The organism is Rikenella sp., assembly GCF_056799795.1.
The window spans coordinates 19,829-37,196 of record NZ_JBQIQO010000025.1 but is presented as its reverse complement, the minus strand read 5'-3'; the positions used below and the strand labels follow the sequence as shown (position 1 = coordinate 37,196).

Annotated in this window: 17 protein-coding genes; 4 read left to right on the top strand and 13 right to left on the bottom strand. The window is 56.6% G+C overall.

What is annotated here, in order from left to right; translation table 11 throughout:
* The first annotated feature begins 247 nt into the window (after positions 1–247).
* The gene (locus tag ACTO3O_RS07125) at positions 248–730 is read left to right on the top strand and encodes a hypothetical protein (protein ID WP_294594175.1); all 483 of its coding nucleotides are present in this window, start codon (positions 248–250) and stop codon (positions 728–730) included.
* Positions 731–809: 79 nt separating this feature from the next.
* Here the strand turns inward: ACTO3O_RS07125 and ACTO3O_RS07120 are convergent, their stop codons facing one another.
* From ACTO3O_RS07120 to ACTO3O_RS07060, 13 genes are all read right to left on the bottom strand, one after another.
* Positions 810–1,976, bottom strand: a complete 1,167-nt coding sequence (locus tag ACTO3O_RS07120) for a quinoprotein amine dehydrogenase (RefSeq protein WP_297831983.1) — start codon at positions 1,974–1,976, stop codon at positions 810–812.
* A gap of 38 nt (positions 1,977–2,014) precedes the next feature.
* On the bottom strand, positions 2,015–4,102 hold the full coding sequence (locus ACTO3O_RS07115; protein WP_297831980.1) for an NHL repeat-containing protein: 2,088 nt from the start codon (positions 4,100–4,102) through the stop codon (positions 2,015–2,017).
* Between the two features lie 287 nt (positions 4,103–4,389).
* Positions 4,390–6,246, bottom strand: a complete 1,857-nt coding sequence (locus ACTO3O_RS07110) for a BACON domain-containing protein (protein ID WP_297831977.1) — start codon at positions 6,244–6,246, stop codon at positions 4,390–4,392.
* A gap of 136 nt (positions 6,247–6,382) precedes the next feature.
* On the bottom strand, positions 6,383–6,856 hold the full coding sequence (gene ndk / locus ACTO3O_RS07105) for a nucleoside-diphosphate kinase (RefSeq protein ID WP_294594181.1): 474 nt from the start codon (positions 6,854–6,856) through the stop codon (positions 6,383–6,385).
* 133 nt (positions 6,857–6,989) lie between these two features.
* The gene (locus ACTO3O_RS07100) at positions 6,990–8,096 is read right to left on the bottom strand and encodes an RluA family pseudouridine synthase (protein WP_297831973.1); all 1,107 of its coding nucleotides are present in this window, start codon (positions 8,094–8,096) and stop codon (positions 6,990–6,992) included.
* A 7-nt stretch (positions 8,097–8,103) separates the two neighbouring features.
* Positions 8,104–8,976, bottom strand: coding sequence for a PASTA domain-containing protein (locus tag ACTO3O_RS07095; protein WP_298080957.1), 873 nt, complete (start codon positions 8,974–8,976; stop codon positions 8,104–8,106).
* A 509-nt stretch (positions 8,977–9,485) separates the two neighbouring features.
* The gene (locus ACTO3O_RS07090) at positions 9,486–10,616 is read right to left on the bottom strand and encodes a radical SAM protein (protein ID WP_297831449.1); all 1,131 of its coding nucleotides are present in this window, start codon (positions 10,614–10,616) and stop codon (positions 9,486–9,488) included.
* 132 nt (positions 10,617–10,748) lie between these two features.
* Positions 10,749–10,904, bottom strand: coding sequence for a 50S ribosomal protein L34 (rpmH, locus tag ACTO3O_RS07085; protein WP_027290172.1), 156 nt, complete (start codon positions 10,902–10,904; stop codon positions 10,749–10,751).
* Between the two features lie 113 nt (positions 10,905–11,017).
* Positions 11,018–11,626 carry a 16S rRNA (guanine(527)-N(7))-methyltransferase RsmG gene (gene rsmG / locus ACTO3O_RS07080; RefSeq protein ID WP_297831446.1) on the bottom strand — a complete coding sequence of 203 codons (609 nt, stop codon included), beginning with the start codon at positions 11,624–11,626 and terminating at the stop codon, positions 11,018–11,020.
* Between the two features lie 10 nt (positions 11,627–11,636).
* The gene (locus ACTO3O_RS07075) at positions 11,637–12,224 is read right to left on the bottom strand and encodes an RNA polymerase sigma factor (RefSeq protein WP_297831444.1); all 588 of its coding nucleotides are present in this window, start codon (positions 12,222–12,224) and stop codon (positions 11,637–11,639) included.
* Positions 12,215–13,363, bottom strand: a complete 1,149-nt coding sequence (locus ACTO3O_RS07070; protein ID WP_297831442.1) for a glycosyltransferase — start codon at positions 13,361–13,363, stop codon at positions 12,215–12,217. The genes ACTO3O_RS07075 and ACTO3O_RS07070 overlap by 10 nt, the downstream gene beginning before the upstream one ends.
* 88 nt (positions 13,364–13,451) lie before the next feature.
* The gene (locus ACTO3O_RS07065; protein WP_297831439.1) at positions 13,452–13,979 is read right to left on the bottom strand and encodes a methylated-DNA--[protein]-cysteine S-methyltransferase; all 528 of its coding nucleotides are present in this window, start codon (positions 13,977–13,979) and stop codon (positions 13,452–13,454) included.
* 29 nt (positions 13,980–14,008) lie between these two features.
* Positions 14,009–14,887, bottom strand: a complete 879-nt coding sequence (locus ACTO3O_RS07060) for a porin family protein (protein WP_297831436.1) — start codon at positions 14,885–14,887, stop codon at positions 14,009–14,011.
* 86 nt (positions 14,888–14,973) lie between these two features.
* Here ACTO3O_RS07060 and ACTO3O_RS07055 point away from each other — a divergent pair, with 86 nt between their 5' ends.
* The 3 genes from ACTO3O_RS07055 to ACTO3O_RS07045 all read left to right on the top strand — a co-directional run bounded on the left by ACTO3O_RS07055 (position 14,974) and on the right by ACTO3O_RS07045 (position 17,368).
* On the top strand, positions 14,974–15,210 hold the full coding sequence (locus ACTO3O_RS07055; protein WP_298080953.1) for a hypothetical protein: 237 nt from the start codon (positions 14,974–14,976) through the stop codon (positions 15,208–15,210).
* Positions 15,211–15,578: 368 nt separating this feature from the next.
* Complete coding sequence (locus tag ACTO3O_RS07050) at positions 15,579–16,343, top strand: RsmE family RNA methyltransferase (RefSeq protein ID WP_297831430.1); 765 nt, start codon at positions 15,579–15,581, stop codon at positions 16,341–16,343.
* An 11-nt stretch (positions 16,344–16,354) separates the two neighbouring features.
* Positions 16,355–17,368: a glycosyl transferase family 90 gene (locus ACTO3O_RS07045; protein ID WP_482596622.1), complete on the top strand. Its 1,014-nt coding sequence runs from the start codon at positions 16,355–16,357 to the stop codon at positions 17,366–17,368.

Here is a 17,368-nt window from a genome sequence, read left to right as displayed (position 1 = left end):
TAGGTCGCCGCCTCCTTCAAGCCTCTGGCTATCGTAAGATAACCAGAGGCTTTTTTTATTCAAGAACCTCTCCTGCGACCCCGCAATAGAACGAAAGCCCCATTTCCCCCCTCGCCTATATTTTCACAGTAGACCAGGCTTTATTATTACACCTACTTCCAAACCGGCCTCCTGACGAGCCTCTTACACTTACCATAAATTCGGGAGGAAAAAGGCGTAAATTTGTACGGTTTTTGATAGAAATACGATGAAATTCAAACCTACCACTATTATGTTCAAAAAAGCATTTTACGCATTGTGTTTTCTCCTGCCTCTGGCAGGCTGGCAAACCGTTCAGGCACAGGATTATCGGACAGCCGTCAGTGTAAATCTCGGAGCCGATATGGGCTTCGGAATGAAGCATTTTCTCGGAGCACGCAGCGCTATCGAGGCTCAGTTCGGCTACAATATCCCTTGTAAAGGGGTGATGCTTTCGGCCGTCTATCAGTACCACGTGCCCCTGACCAAAGGATTGCAACTCTATGCCGGCGGCGGGCTGAACATCGGAGTGCTCCACTTGGGCAAGCATCAGAGCTCGGATTTTGCGATCGGGTTGGATCCGACCGTCGGTTTCGAGTACAAATTCGCTCAGGCGCCGATTGCACTGGCCGTGGACTATAAACCCAATATCAACTTTACACCCCATTCTCAGTGGGATTTGGCCGCCTTTAAGGTGCGGTACACTTTCTGACAGAGATACAAGTAATAAAAAGGGAGGACGGTCATATCGCGACCATCCTCCCTTTGTGTTTACAGATATCCTGTGTGACCTATTGCCCGATCGTCTCCGGATCGACGATCTCGTGGGTACGGATATCGACGAAAACAGGCGTCGTTTCCATCCCTTTCGAGGTCAGGGCGGCATCTACGCGGATGATCCGGTCGCTGATACGCGAGTATTCGCGAATCTCGTTTTTGTAGACATCCATTTTGACCACCGCTTGTTTGGTGAGATCCGACACCCAGAAGCTCTCGTCAGTCACTCTGTGGATGCGAGCCGCCTGAGAAAAGGCAAAACCCTTGATCGATTTGATCGGATTGTTCCATTGTTTCGTCGCCCGATCGTAAATGTTGATGCCATTATTATCCCCCGTGAAGTACATCCGTTCGGCAGTAGATGCGAAAGTTTTCGGTTTGAATGGCAACTCTTCCATCGTCTGGTCGGCCAGGTCGATCACCGTCCCGTTCTTCATCTCGTCGTTGACCAGAGTCGGATCGAGCACTCGAAGCCGTTTGCCTTCGAAGTCCGTCAGCAACAGTTTGCCCTCCGCATTGGACTCCATGTACTGCGAATTAAAGCCGTTATTATGGGCTCCGAAAGTACCGGCTCCGGCTTGCTTGTAGCGGTTGATTTTTCCGGCATTTTCCGGCACAGCGTCGCTCTCTTTGTAAACGCTCACGGTGCCGTTCTTGTCGCGGGTGAAGATCAGCCCGTCTTTCACCGTCATAGCCTGTGTTTGGAATACCGGTCCGCTCCAGTTTCCGTTCCCGATGCTGACGATGTAGTTCAGGTCGGGCAGGTCGAAAACGTGGATGTAGGACTGACGTTCATTGACATACAGCCGCGTGTCGGTCACGACGATCGCTTCGATGTTGCTGGTGAATTTCTGTTCCTTACCATTTGCCGTCCACGAGGCCAGGGTACGGAACGGCCGGTTGTTCTTCAGGTCGTAGAGAATCAGACTCGAACCCTCTGCGATGTTGGCCACGAAGAGCGTGTCGCCCCGGTGTGCCGCCGTGTAGGGTATGAATTTTCCGGCCTCCAGCCCCATGCTCTCGTTGTTCAGCAGGGTGCCGGCTTCATAGGAGTAGTACCAGTAGCTGGTATAATTATCGCTGTTGGTATCCGGATCGACCGGGTCGCTGTTCTCCGAACACTGTACCGACAGGAGACCGCAGCAGGCGATCCACAGGATATGATGAAGATTGAATTTCATGTTTTTTCGATTTTTAATCAGGGGTGGTCTCTCTCGCTCTATTGCAACTGGCTCATCGGGATGGCGTAGAGCTTCATGCCGCCTTTGATTCGGTCGATGATGAAGAGCGTTTTGCGCCGGATGCAGAACTTTTCGGGTGCCTGCAACGTGATTCCGCCGATGGTGGTGTAGTTCTTCAAAATGGTTCCCGTTTTCGGATCGATTTCGCAGAACTTCTCGTCGCCGTTCGAGCTGACGAACAGCTGTTTGCCGTAGAAATCCAGGGCATACGGCGAGTTCTTGTAAGCGATGTTACCCGAGCGTTTGAGCTCTTTGTACTCGCGCACCTGCGAGAGGTCGAACAGGTCGATTCGTTTGGCGGGATGGGTGGCATAGAGGATGCCGCTCGTGGTGTCCACCGCCATGCCGTAGGTTCCGTTCGTCTCGCCGAGCGCTTCCGAGCGGGCATAGACCAACAGTTGTTCCTGCCGATCGGACAGCGACTCTTCGGCCACCACCAGGCAGCGTTTGTCGTGGATCAACATCAGGCCGTTGTACACCACGATGTCGTATGCGTGGACGGTTTGTCCGGCTCCGGTACCCCATTTCCCGTTCCCGAGACAGGCGATGAAATGTTGGTCTTCGGCGTCGAACACTTCGGTGCGGCTGCCGGTATGGGTGACATAGATTTTGCCGTTGACCCGTGTCACGCCGTTCGGTTCGCCGAGGAAGCGTTCGGTCGTCCCTTCGCCCCGCGTCCACTCCCGAATGCTCTTCAGGTGCGAGATCGCGCCGTCTTTGATGTCGAAAATTTCGACGCTGTAGTTGTCTTTAGCGTCGTTTACGATGAACAACGAGTCGTTGTACACATAAACGTCTTTGGGCTGGAAGGTCGCAGCCGTAGCGCCCGGAACGGCCGTGTGATCCAGCGTGAAGGAGACGGCTTCGCCGTTTTCGCCTTTCAGATCGTTTTCGCCTTTATAGATCAGCCCCCCGTCGATTTCGTCGAGTTCCGGGTCTTCGATGATGTGTTTCGACGAGCGGTAGTATCCGCCGCCCGGCAGATAGGCGGTTTTTGAGCGGCGGCTGTGCAGGAATCGCCGCGAGTAGACCGGGAGTTTCTTTGCGATCCCCAGCTCTTCGTAAACTTTGCCGCACAAGGAAGTCCATCCCGGTCCGGTTTGTTCGTAGGTCATATTACCGGCATGGCCGTAGCCCAGACAGTGGGCATATTCGTGGAAGATGGTCTCGGTAATGCTGGCGTCGTCCGGATATTGTTCGAAGTATACGGATTCGTGCATACCGAATGTCTCTCCGCCGCCGAGTCCCATGACGCCGGTGGTATGACCGAAAACCAGAGCACGATGCTCGTTCGCTTTTTTCAACACGAAGTCTTTGTCCACAACGGTTTTGTTGTTATCCGAGTGCAGCGGCCCCCAGTTTTGCAGCGCCGAGGCGAATTCCGGGCTCGAATACATGTAAGCCATGTTCAGAGCCATAGCCACCGCTTCCCGCGCGTGGCAGGCGTGTAACGGGTAGGCCCAGTTGGAGTTATTCGGCTGATAATAGCGACCGAATCCGATATACCGGTGGCATTTGATGGACTGGAGGGTTTTGTAGTACGGCGCATCGCATTCGATTTCGAAGCTGAGGTTGCTGCCGGCCAGATGCGGGTTGGCCATGATTTGGATCTTTTTGCCGCTGCGGGTGTAGGCCGTTATGTTTTCGGTCGCGAAGGGCAGTTTGACCCGCAATTGCTGGAATGGCATGAGTCTTTCCAGCACCAACAGTTTGATCTGTTCGTCGTAGCCATCGATCTTTGCCCAGACCGTCACATTGGGGAGGGAACGCGGGCTGTAGAACCGGAGCTGGAAATTATGCTCGTCGTCGAGGGTCATCTGGATCGTCTGGTCGGTGTAGAAATTCCGATCGGGATTGTCCAGAAACAGCTCCGAAGGTTCGTCGTCGTTGAACATGTAGTAGGTGTTTTCGGCGTTGTAATCCGATCGGGTCATGTACACCGGAAACTGGTTCGGCGCATTCACGCCGGAATCGGTCAGCAATTTGTTCTCTTTCTTACAGCCGATTAGCAGCAATGCGCTGAAAACCAGTAGGCTGTAAAGGCCTGCAAGAAAAGTTTTTCTCATAGTGCGTTTGTTTGAATGGCGATTGTTTTACGTCTGTTTCGTAGAAATCGCCCGCGAAGATAGACAGTTAAACAAAAAAAAAAAAAACGCACTTTGAGTTTTGTAAATATTAGTCTTTCTGTCGAGGGGTCGAACTGTTTTGTAATCAGGCAGAAAACAAAAAAGCCCTTCTGCCGGGCCTCCCTCGCGAGACGAGGGGGCCGAGCAGAAGGGCAGACCGAAAGAGGGGTAAGACGGAGAGCTATTCAGTAGTTCGCTCTCCGAATGGGGCCATATGTTTTACAGTCTTAGTTGTATCCGGATTGAGCTTTAGATATGGTGGCGGTGTAGGGATAGAGCATGCCTGGTCGGAATTCGAATTCTTGGAATTTTGTGATATAATTCGTGGTGGTGCCATTGTCCCGCACCTTTATCTCGAACTGTTTCATCTCGGTATATCCGTAGACGTAGAAAGTGTATTGGTTATCTGTTCCGCGAGTCACCGTGAGGTCGTTCGTATAGGCCGGATCGGTATCTCTACCGAGCCAGAACAGGAGTCCGGAACGACTGCGAATCTCTTTTGCCGTAAATTCCACGATTTCCGCCTCCGGGCTGAAATCCTGAGCGTTCAGTTTGACGTTGAACACGATCTTTGCCGTCCGAGGTACCAGCGGGAGGTCTATCGTATTGATTTTATTGTAGTCCAGTAACACATCGCTAAAAGCTGTTCGGGTCAGCGGCAACTCCAGGTCGTTCACATCCCTGTATGTCCGTAAGGCTTGGAACGTTTCGAGGTCTCCGCTAAAACGGCTGTATGTGTCGAAGTCGTTTGCGATGGCATACACTCGGCAGTAAGGATTCGTCTCCAAAAAGGGTGTTTCGATGCTGATATTCACCGTATCGAAAGCCAGTTCGTTGATCGCACGGTTGAAGAGCATATCGCCGTACCGGCTGAATCCGATCAGGACAAGGTTTTTGACTTCGCTTTTCAACGATGGATCCGCAGATTTCGACATGCTGCTGGCGACACTGACGTTGACGGTGAGTTGCAAGCTTTTGCCGAGTTGGGTGATATTTAAATTGTGGGTCAGTGTTCCTCCCTCTTCTTTAAGCTTCAGTTGCGCTGTGCGCGGCGAACTTTCATTCGCCTGAACGATCAGTACCAGCAATTCGTTGGTTGTCCGTCCGTCGATACTGAGCCACTCCGCAGCTTCGGCCGGAATCTCGGCAACCCATTTCACGTTGCTGTGCACGGTGATTTCTATCGTGTCTTTCTCGTAGGTAAGTTGCTGGTTTTGTTGTAATGTGGGTGTCAGCAGATAAGGTTTCGCTCCGTTGAGAATCCCGTCGTCGTCGCTGTCGAGGTAACCGTAAATATCCGGGATTTGAACGTTCGTGATACCGAGTGCGGTGTAACGTTTCCGGAGGTATTGGCTGATGTATTCGGCGTTGATCTGTGTGCGATTATACTGAATTTTCTGTAGAAGTTCCGTGTTTGTAATTCGTCCGTTGTCTCGGATGTCATTGGCGATTTTTGCGGTTCGTTCGCTGAGCTCTGCTTCGCCGCCGTAGCCTTGCAGGAGGCAGGAGATAGCGAGCAAGGCGGCATTTCCCTCTCCGTTGTGGCTGATGTCCATGCAGTCGGAGGCCATATTTTCGTTCAGGGTAATGCCGAAACTGGCGAGTACTTCGCTTTGGGCGATTGTCCGGGCTTCATCGAAGGTTTTGTGTTCTGTTGTCATCAGGTGACGCAGGCGTTCGGCTTCGAGGGTGGTCAGCAGGTTGATGTTCTTGTCGCCGTCGCTGAGTTTCGTGATGCTGCGGAGGGTGATCGGCGCTTCTGAGAGTTCATCCCGGACTTCGTTGAAGTAGTAGCCTTGGGCAATCAGTTCGGCATAAGGGGTGGTGATTTTGGCAGGCAGAGAGAAGTTACCCAGGTCATTGGTGATTTGGGTTTCGTAACTTTCGCCTGTCGGGCGAAGCATGTCATCCAGCGGGTAGATGGTTACGGAGGTTCCGGTTATGAATGGGCCTTTCTGGACGGTACCGTTGATTTGTTGCGGCGAGGCCGGAGGTGTATCGATTTTTTCTTTGTTGCAACTGCTGAAGAGGCCGACGGATATGAGGGATCCGACACAGCAGGTGAGGATGGCTAAATGTTTCATAAGTACCGAATTGAATTGGTATCCAAAGTTAAGTTTTATTTTATGCGGGAGCAAACCGGGGGATAAAATACGACAAGAAACGGCATAATAGCCGTGTCTTGTCGTATTTGTTGGGTTCGAAAAGCGGGTGATTCGTTTAGTCGCTGTCGATTTCGTCTTCCGGAAGCGGGAGCTCGTACTTGGTGTCGATAATCTCCTTGTCCGGGAAGAAGAAGGAGGCTTCCCAAGCCGCATTTTCGTCGCTGTCCGATGCGTGAATGGCGTTCCGGGTCTTCGAAGCGGCGAATTTTTTGCGGATAGTCCCTTCGGCAGCCAGCTCCGGGTTGGTCTTGCCGATCAGTTCGCGGAACTCGGCCACGGCATCCTGCGACCCCTCTTTTTCGAGCACTGCGGCTACGATCGGCCCGGAGGTCATGAAGAGGTAGAGGTTCCGGAAAAAGGGCCGTCCTTTGTGTACGTAATAGAATTTTTCGGCGTCCGAGCGGCTGAGGTAGGTCATCTTCAGTGCGATGATCCGAAAACCTGCCTTTTCGATCATGGTCAGGATTTCACCGATGTGGTTCCCCCCCACCGAATCCGGCTTTATGATGGTAAAGGTTCTCTGTCCCATAAGGTATTGAGGTGTTGATGGGTGAATAATTTCGGATAAAGATAGCAATTATTTCGGACGAATGAAATTCAGCGGTCGGCACGGTGGAAAAACGGGGCGCGCGGCGGCGGAGAGAAAAAAGAGGCGACGCGTATCACTCGTCGCCCTCGAATGTGTTTCGGGCGGCCGTATATCCTTCCCATTTGGCGATACAGGCGGCGAAGTCGGCCGGATATTCCGATTCGAAATAGACCTCCTGGCGCGTTTCCGGGTGTACGAATCCCAGACTCAGCGCATGCAGTCCGTGGCGCGGCATCGCGGCGAAGCAGTTTTCGACGAACTGTTTGTATTTGCTGAAGGTGGTGCCTTTCAGAATCCGGTCGCCGCCGTAACGTTCGTCGTTGAAGAGCGGGTGGCCGATCGACTCCATGTGTACTCGGATCTGGTGTGTCCGTCCGGTTTCGAGCCGGCATTCGACGAGGGTGACATATCCGAACCGTTTCAAGACCCGATAGTGGGTCACGGCGTGTTTCCCCACCGGCCCGTCGGGCGGAAAGACGGCCATGCGCATCCGGTCGGTGGTGCTGCGGGCGATGTTTCCCACGATCGTCCCTTCGTCTTCGTTGAAGTTGCCCCACACCAGTGCGTGATAGATGCGTCGAATGGTGTGGTCGTAGAATTGCCGGGCCAGAAAGGCGTGTGTCCGCTCGTCTTTCGCCACGACCAGGAGTCCGGAGGTGTTTTTGTCGATCCGGTGGACGAGTCCGGCCCGCATGTCGCCCTGTTCGAAGAGCGGAAGGCCCCGCAGGTGAAAGGTGAGGGCGTTGACCAAGGTGCCGGTATAGTTTCCGTGTCCCGGGTGTACGACCATTCCGGCGGCTTTGTTGACGACGATCAGGCGGTTGTCTTCGTAGACGATGTCGAGCGGAATGTCTTCGGCGATGATCTCCAGTTCGCGCGGCGGGTAGGGCAGCACGATCGATATCCGGTCGAGGGGTTTGACTTTGTAGCTTGATTTGGCGGGTTGCCCGTTGACGAGGATGTTGCCGGCATCGGCTGCGGCCTGAATGCGGTTCCGGGAGGTGTTTTCGAGCCGGGTGGCCAGAAATTTGTCGAGCCGCAGCAGTCCTTGCCCCTTGTCGGCCACGACGTTGAAGTGTTCGAAGAGTTCGTCTTCGCGTTCGTCGCCGAATTCGCTGATGTCGTCGGTGTCGAGGGTCGTCGGTTCGCCGACGGCAAGGGGTTTGTCCGGCTTTGTCATCGGTGGGTTACTCTTTTTCCCGGTCATTATCGGCACTCTCTTCTTCGTCTACGGCATATCGCCGGGTCGCTGCGTCCGAGCTTTTGGAGGACGATGCGATCTTTTGTGTATCCAGGGTTAGCCACAGCGAGACTTTCCCGCCGTAGTCCGTCCGGCTCTGCTGGTTGGGTTCCTGTCGATAGACGCGGGCGTCTTCGGTGTCGTTGGTTCCGATTCCGGAGTCGAATTTGATGTTGCCGACGTTCAGTCCGACTTCCCACAGCCGACTCTTGGCTTCGCGCAAGGTGAGTCCGATGACTTTAGGAATCCGGGGCAGGGGCGAGGAGTGGTTGACGCCGACCACGAGGGTGATGCCGGATCCGAGTTCCGCTTTGGTGCGCGAGTCGTGGGTGATGGATCGGCCTTTGTAGAGCTCGTCGAGGACGTTGTTGGTGGCCATGTCGGATCGGTAGACGAGTCGCTCGATCTCGAATCCTTTGGTTTCGAGCATGTTTTTGGCCTGTCGCAGGGAGTAGCCGGTCACGTACGGAATCACGTCGGTTCTGGGCCGGAAGGCGTTGACGGTCAGGAATACGCGCCGCCCTTTCTTGACGCCCATCCCGGGTTTCGGGCTCTGGTCGAGGATCTGGCCGGGCTTCTGCTTCGGCATGTAGAGGGAGTCGATGATCTCCAATCGCAAGGCTCCCTGTTCGCTCATTTTTCGCGCTTCGTCGAAGGTGTGCCCGATCATGGTCGGCACGATGATCCGTTGCCCGTGACGGGTGTAGATGTTCAGAACGAGGTTGACGACGAAATAGAGGATGATGCCGATACAGAGGGCCATCACGATATTCCGAAGGATGATGTTCCGGCGGATGGTGTCGAGCATGCGGGCGAGCACGGGGGGTAATTGTCTCTTGCGGGGGTTCCGGGGGGCGCCGTTGCGGCGAGGGGTAGGGGGAAAGGGTGTCGGTGACATAACGCACAAAGTTACATTTTTTATTTGTTCGTTTATCGGTTCTTTGTGCCGGATAGAACCGTACCTTTCTTGAAAGAAAGGTACCCAAAGAACTTTTGCAGAGGTCGTCCCGGTGGGCCGACCACGGGTTCTCTCCGCCTTGTTCGTTGGGCTGAGATTTTCAAGCGAGGCGCGCGTGGGGTTCTATGCCCATTATTAGCGCGCCCGCCAAAATCCAGCCCAACCAATCGGGCAGACACGGCCAGAGCATCCCGCAGGGATGCGCTCTGAAGTTTTTTGGTTCTTTTTGTTCACAACCGACGCTGCCAGCGAGGGCAATGCAAACGTAGTTTGCCAATTGCCGAGCTGGCGAGGAGGAAAACGAGCGGAGCGAAGTTAAAAAGAACAGTATCAGCCGGGGCAAATACGGATATTCGAACGAAATAAAAAGATTAATGTTTGACCGGTCGGTAGAATGTGTCTCGTTCCACCGGTTCGAATCCCGCCGCCCGCACCAAATTTTCCATTCGTTCCGTCGAGAGCCGCGGTCGTTGATCCTCCGCCCCCGCCATCGAATAGATTTTGGTCGTGTCGTCGATGGTGCCGTCGATGTCGTCCGCGCCGAACGAGAGCGCCAGCTCCGTCGCTCCGATTCCCAGCATCGGCCAGTAAGCCTTGATGTGCGGGATGTTGTCCAGGTAGAGCCGTGAGAGCGCCATCATCTTCATATCCTCCGGCAGCGAGACCTCGCCCACCACCGACATGGAGTTGTGCAGGTTTCTGTATTTCAGCGGGATGAAAGCATCGAATCCATGAGTCCGATCCTGTAGCTCCCGTAGCCGGCGCAGGTGGTCGATGCGGTGTTCATAGCTCTCGATGTGTCCGTAGAGAATCGTGCAATTGGTGGAGATGCCCAAGCCGTGCGCCGCTTCATGCGTGGCGAGCCACTCTTCCGCCGTCGGTTTTTCGGGGCAGATCCGTTCCCGAATTTCCGGTGCGAAGATCTCGGCTCCGCCGCCCGGAATCGCCTCCATGCCTGCCTCTTTGAGCCGTTGCAGTCCTTCGGCGAGCGTGAGCCCCGCTTTGGAGATGATGTAGTGCAGCTCCACCGCCGTGTAGGCCTTGACCGCCACGTGGGGCAACTGCTTTTTCACCCGCCGGATCATCTCGCAGTAGTAGTCCAAATCGTGCTCCGGATGTACCCCGCCCACGATGTGCACCTCCGTAATCGGTTCTCCGCGCCGTTCGGCGGCCAGTTGTTCCACCGCGTCGAGATCGTGGTACCAGGCATCCGGTTCGCCCGCTCCGCGCCGATAGGAGCAAAAGCGGCAGCGGAAAACGCAGATGTTGGTCGGTTCGATGTGGATGTTCCGATTGTAATAGACCTCGTTGCCCGAGACTTGCCGTTTGCGGGCCACGGCGAGGGTGCCCAACAAGGCGATCGGCGCTTGGCGCATCAGGGTGAGCGCTTCGTCGTCGGTGAGGCGGTGGCTTGTCGCCGGATTTTCCGGGTTCAGCAGTGCTGTGGCGATCTGTTCGACTTCGGGTGCGAGGTGCAGGTGGTGAAGCAGCGGAGTATTCATGGCACTAATCAAGGAGAGACGGAGTGGAGGGTTCCTACGAAAAAGCCTCCTTATCCCGCTCCGGTGGGGAAAAGAAGGCTCGACGGGCCTTGAAAATCAAAAAGCCCCCGTATCGAATGGAAGGTGTATAACCTATGCCTGACGGAATTCGTCCGAAACGGTCAGTTTCTTACGCCCCTTGGCCCGCCGTGCCGCCAGCACGCGCCGTCCGTTCGGAGTAGACATACGTTCACGGAAACCGTGTTTGTTGACGCGTTTCCGTTGCGAAGGTTGGAAAGTCCTTTTCATGATTATCTTCTATTTTCTTGATTTACAACGCGGTTTGCCGACACGAGGCCGGAATTGCAGGGCAAAGATACGCTTTTTCCCGGTTCCTGCAAACAGCCCTGTTGCCGAAGCGCCTATTTTTTAGGCAGGACGAGTACTTTCTTGGTCTGGAAAAATTCGCTGTCGAACCAGGTGGAGACCGGAAGTTGTTCGGTTCGTCGTCCCGCGGCGGCGATCTCTTCGTCCAAATCGCCTCCTTTCAGATAGATAATGCCGTAGGTGGTCCGTCCCCAGGTCCAGCCGACGAAGGTACGCAGGTCGGTCACGGCGCGGCTCACGACCCAGTCGAACCGGCTGCGTCCGCCGTCCAGCTGTTCGACGCGGCTGTGTTCGGCCCGTACGTTGTCGAGCCCCAGCGCCGTGGCTATCTCCTGTACGACGCGTATCTTTTTGCCGATGGAGTCGACGAGTGTGAACTGGACGTCGGGATAGAAAACGGCCAGCGGAATTCCCGGAAAGCCGCCGCCGCAGCCTACATCCAGAACGGTCTCGCCGGGTACGATCAGCCCGGTGCGGGCGATGGCGAGCGAGTGGAGGATGTGGTGTTCCTCGATCCGGTCGATGTCTTTGCGCGAGACGACGTTGATCCGGGCGTTCCACTCGCGGTAGAGGTCGGGCATGGCGGCGAACTGTTCGCGCTGCCGCGGGGTGAGGTCGGGAAAGTAGCGGTCGATGAGTGACATGCGTGTGGGGTCAGAGCAGTTTCCGGTCGGTGATCAGTGTGCAGAGCTTTTCGCGGGCCCGGTGTATCCGGGTTTTGACGGTGCCGATCGGCAGGGCGAGCTGTTCGGCGATCTCTTCGTAGGAGTATTCGCGGACGAAGCGCAGTTCGATCATCGTGCGGTAGTGGGCCGGAAGTTCCTCCATCAGGGAGTCGAGCTGGCGGCTGTTCTGGTGCGAGATGATCCGCTCTTCGGGGTTCGGGGTGTCGCACGGCGGGTTGATGCGGCCGTGCCGCTCGCCGTCGGGCTCGTCGATCGAGAGGGTGTTGCCTGCCGACCGTCTCCGCCGGGCGTAGTCGATGCACAGGTTCCGGGCAATGGTGTAGATCCACTGTCCGAAGGTGTAGGCCGGGTTGTATCGCGAGAGGTTGAAGTAGGCTTTTACGTAACTCTCCTGCAAGATGTCTTCGGCGTCGCGTTCGTCGGCGCATTTGGCGAGCACGGCGGCCCGGAGCGTATGCCGGTAGCGTTCGAAAAGGGCTTCGTAGCAGGTGGCGTCGCCGGCCAGCGTGCGTTCGATCAGCTCCTGGTCGTTCGGCGGCGGTAGGGTCATATCCATAAGCGCTGGCTGGGTCTGAGTCGGCGTCCGATCCAGTGGAACAGTTCGCCGACGGGTGCGCAAAAGTCGTGCGCGATGTAAGCCCACAGGATGCGCCGTTCGCCCACCCGCCGGGCAATCATCCGGACGGTGGCGAGCATCGCGAGCTCCCGCAGGGCGAAGAGGCCGATGCCTGCGATCCACAGCACCGGCGGCAGCAGCACGCCGAGGGCGATCGTCGCGGCGATCAGCAAGGCGCGGGTCAGCAGTTCGAAAAAGACGGTCGCCCTGACCCGCCCCGGGTAGAGGTCGAATCCGGCGCCGCGGTAGCGTTGTTCGGCCCGCCACCAGCGTATCCCGCCCCACTGGAACTGGCGCATGGTGGCTCCGGGGTTGAGCATGACGCTGGTGCGCCGTGCGCATACCGGAGCGACTTTCTGGACGAAGAGGTCGTCTTCGCCGAGGGTCATCCGCAGGTGGGTGTAGCCTTTGTTGCCGAAAAAGAGGCGTTTGGTGTAGCCGATGTTGTTGTATATCCCGCGGTAGACGTGCCCGCGGATGGCTGCGTTGAGGTAGCGGATCGAGGTGGTGAGCCGCTGGCACCGCATGATTTTGTTGGCGATGCCCGGTCGGCGTTGGATGCCGGTGTAGCCGACGACTAATTGCCCTCCGTTGAATCCCCGCGCCATGATTGACAGCCACTTGTCCGACGAGGGTATCGAGTCGGCGTCGGTGAAGATGATGTTGTCGTACCGCGCGGCCTTGATACCGACGGTGAGGGCCAGTTTCTTGCTGTGCCGGAAGACGGGGTCGGCCTTGATGGTGGTGAATCGCAGGTGGGGGTATTGGGCCTGCATCATGACGAGTTCGTCGGTGAGGTCGATTTTCGACCCGTCGTCCACGACGACGACTTCGTAGTTCGGGTGTTTCTGGGTGAGGAGTTTCGGCAGGTGTTCGGTCACGTATTCCGGGTCGTCGGCCACGACCACGACGACCGAAACGGGCGGTGTGCCGGCCCCTTCGGGTTCGCGCAGGCTGTGCCGGTGGGTGGCCACGCGGCCGTAGCGTAACCAGTAGACGAGCTGGACGATGGCGCAGAGAGCAAGCAGCAGTGTGAGGTAGATTTGATAGGGAGGATATTGGTCGATAAACTCTTTCATGCGCAGTCGGGAGAAAGATATTATATAGAGTATCCGCCGGAGCGGCCCCGCAAATATACGATAAAAAATCGGGGGGAAAAGGTGTGTTTTACACCGACGATTTCCGTTCGAGTTCCAGGAGTCGGATTTTGCGTTGAATCCCTGCGCTGTAGCCGGTGAGCGAGCCGTCGGAGCCGATGACGCGGTGGCAGGGAACGAGGATCGGCAACCGGTTTCGTCCGTTGGCGTTGGCCACGGCGCGCACAGCAGCGGGCCGTCCGATCATGGCGGCCTCTTCGGCGTAGGAGCGGGTGCGACCGTACGGAATCCGTAACAAGGCCGACCAGACCTGGAGTTGGAACGGGGTGCCGAGCAGGTGGAGGGGTACGTCGAACCGGGTGCGTCTCCCGGCGAAATACTCCGAAATCTCTTGTCGCAGCCGGTCGAGATGGGGATGGGGCTCATCCCGTATCTCGACTCTCTGCGGCAGGTGCTTGAATAGGTCGTTTACGCCGCGTTCGAGGTGTGCCCCTTCGACGAATTCGAACAGGACGATGCCCTGTTCGGAGGCGATGGCGATCATCGTGCCGAGCGGGGTGTCGACGGGCTGGCGGTAGAGCTTCGGTTCCGAGCGCATCGGGTGTCGAACGGAGGGATCAAGACGGATTACAGCAGGAACGAAAGCCCGATATTGACCTGTTGTACGTTCGGCCCTCTGTCGCTCACGAAGATACTCTGCGGATAGTAGCGTGCCGATACGGCCACCCACCGATAACCCACGTTGCACTCCACACCGTAGTGGAAATTTCTCAGGTTCAGGCTCGAATGCTGTTTTTCGGTATGCTTGGCGCCCGTCTCATCCAGATATTTCACTTTGGTGTGTCCCTGGAGCCGGAGTCCGCCGACGACGCCGAAGTTGATGAAGCCCGGAGCCCGTTTCCCCGCTTTGCTTCGTCCGAACTGGAACTCGGCGAGCAGCGGCAGGTTGAGGTACATGGTGGTCAGTTTCGTTTTTTTGAAATCGACTCCCGGTCTGTCGTATCGGTAGTCCGGCACGATGTAGCCGTTTTCGTCCTGCGTCAGAGTGATGTCGCGGTCGAACCGGAAGTTGTTGATTTCGAATCCGAGCCCGGTGATGAGGCCGAAGTGGCGGTTGGAGACGATGGTCAGGTCGACGAGATTGACGTTCACGCCGATCGATTTCGGACTCTGACGCAGGTATTCCGCTCCGTTCGGCAACTTCATGCTGCCGAGGTTCCGCACCAGGCCGTTGTAATAGATGCCGACGCCCGACCAGTGGCCGCCGTACCATTTCCATCGTTTGGGCACGCGTCCGGAGTATGGGCTCGATCCGGAAATCAGGTCGATGTTGGTCTGTGAAGGGGTCTGCGTTACAATCAATTTTTTTTGTGATCCGATGTTCCGCACGATGATCGTATCCGCTCCGCCGCCGACCCGTTCGGTGCTGTCGATCTCTTGTGCCGTCGCCGGCCGGAGCAGGAAGAGGGCGCCGAGGGCGAAGAGCAGGTGTAAGGGTTTTTGCATGGTTTTCATATCGTTAGGATAGATGGCTTCCGGAGAACCGGTAGGACAAATATACGATAATTCGGAAGAAATGGCAATCGCCGGTCGTGTTTTGCGCTTGTTCGGCCGGTGTGGCATTGTCGTTGGGGCCGAACGGCCCCGCCCCGGGCTACCGCAGCCTCAATACGGGCACGCTGAGCGACGTCAGCAACAGCGGGTTCAGTTGGTGTTCCGCGACGAGCGGCATTCATGGAGTGTACTTGAATTTCGGCGTAACGTGGCTCAATCCCGGTCTTGCAAATAATCGCGCCTATGGTTTTCAGTTGCGTTGCCTCTCGGAATAAACGGGGGTAGAGGCGGCCAGTAAAACACCCTTTGGGTGCGCCCCGGGCTACCGCTATCGGGATACGGGCGCGCTGGGCAGCGTCGGCAGCAGCGGTTGCAACTGGGCTTCCACGGTCAGCAGTATCCATGGCATGTACCTGGGTTTCGACGTGACGAACCTCGGCCCCAGCAGCGCGTACAGCCGCTCCTATGGTTTTCAGTTGCGCTGCCTCTCGGAATAAACGGAACGGCAGAACAGACGCTGCCGGGATAACGACCGGCGCCGTGACGGGGCGTTTCGTGTGCGGGTTTTTGCTCTATTTTTTTTGGTGTGTATCGGGTTTCCGTTGTATTTTTGTCCGGAAAGCACCGACTTTTTAGCCCCGGCATGCACCTATTCTATATACCCGATATAACGGACGGAGCCGACCTTTATACGCTGGCGGACGACGAGGCGCGCCATGCGACCGGCGTGTTGCGCCTGCGGGGCGGCGACCGGGTGCGGCTGACGGACGGATGCGGCGGGTGGTATGAGGCCGAGATCGTGGCGGGGGCGACGCCGAAAGCCTGTCGGGTGCGTATTCTGTCGCGCGAGGCGGAGCATGGGCGGCGGCCTTATCGGCTGCATGTGGCGATCGCGCCGACCAAAAACATCGACCGGTACGAATGGTTTCTGGAGAAGGCCACCGAAATCGGGATCGATCGCATTACGCCGCTCGTGTGCGAGCATTCCGAACGGAAGACCGTTCGTCGGGATCGGGGCGAGAAGATCGTCCTTAGTGCTGTAAAACAGTCTCTTAAGGCTTACGTGCCGCGGTTGGACGAGGCGACGGCATTCCGGGATTTCGTCGCTGCGACCGATACGTTGTATCGGAGTCGTTTTGTGGCCTATTGCGACGAGGGGACGCCGCTGGCGGAGCGGATCGCATTGTTTTCCGCTTTGCGCGACGCGGCGGTCGATGTCTCGGGCGCGGAATTTTGCGTGCTGATCGGGCCGGAAGGGGATTTCTCTCCGACGGAGATCGCGGCGGCGAGGGGTGTCGGCTTTCTCCCTGTCTCGTTGGGCGAGAGCCGCTTGCGGACGGAGACGGCGGGGGTGATGGTGGCAGCGATGGCGCAATTGGCGGCGGAAAACACCACGAGAAACGATTGATACGAAAAGGGATGCACTGCGGATCGGGAAAAAACAGTAAATTACGCTACTACGTCGGTTGTCTGTGGCGCGAGGCAGTGCCGGGCGTCTGGCTGCGGTGGCGGTTGAAGCGGGTGTTGGCGCGGGCCCGCCGGCGGAAGGACTGGGTCTATATCGAACGGCGGGTGAATTACTATTGTCGTTTGAACGCGCCGGTCGTTTTATCGGCCGATTCGCCGCGGCTGGGCGAGCATACGCGCAAGGGGATGAATTCGGTCTATTATTTCGATACGAAAGAGTTCACCCGGTGGTTCGATCCGGAACTGCGGTGGCGGGTTTGCCCGGGCGACGTGACCTATGTGCCGGAGTGGCCGGCGGTGGTGAAGAGCCGCCCGATCGCGACGGAGGGGGAAGGAGGATGGGCGAATGCATGTTCCGTGCTGCTTAATTTGAACAAGATCAGGCACTTTATCTTCCTCAAAGACCGGATCCCGTTTCGCAGGAAACTCGACCGGGCGATCTTTCGCGGCGATGTCAATCGCACCACTAAGCCGCATCGGGTGCGCTTTATGGAGCGTTATTTCGGGAGCGAGGTGTGCGATTGCGGCATTATTTCGTCGGCCGGAGATTGTCCGCAGGAGTGGATGAGGCCCAAAATCTCGCTGTGGGAGCATTTGAAATATAAATTCGTGATGACGCTGGAGGGGAACGACGTGGCCAGCAACCTGAAGTGGGTGATGTCTTCCAACTCGTTGGCGGTGATGCCTCGGCCGAAGTACGAGACTTGGTTTATGGAGGGAACGCTCGTGCCGGGGTACCACTATGTCGAGATTCGGGACGACTTTTCGGATTTGCCGGAGAAAATGGCCTATTATGCCGCCCATCCGGAGGAGGCGGAGCGGATAGCGGCCCATGCGCACGAGTATATCGCACAGTTCCGCAACAAACGGCGGGAGCGGATAATTTCGTTGTTGGTGTTGGAGAAATATTTCCGGATGACCGGACAACTGACTCCCGAAACGACCGAACGGTCGGCCGGGCGATAG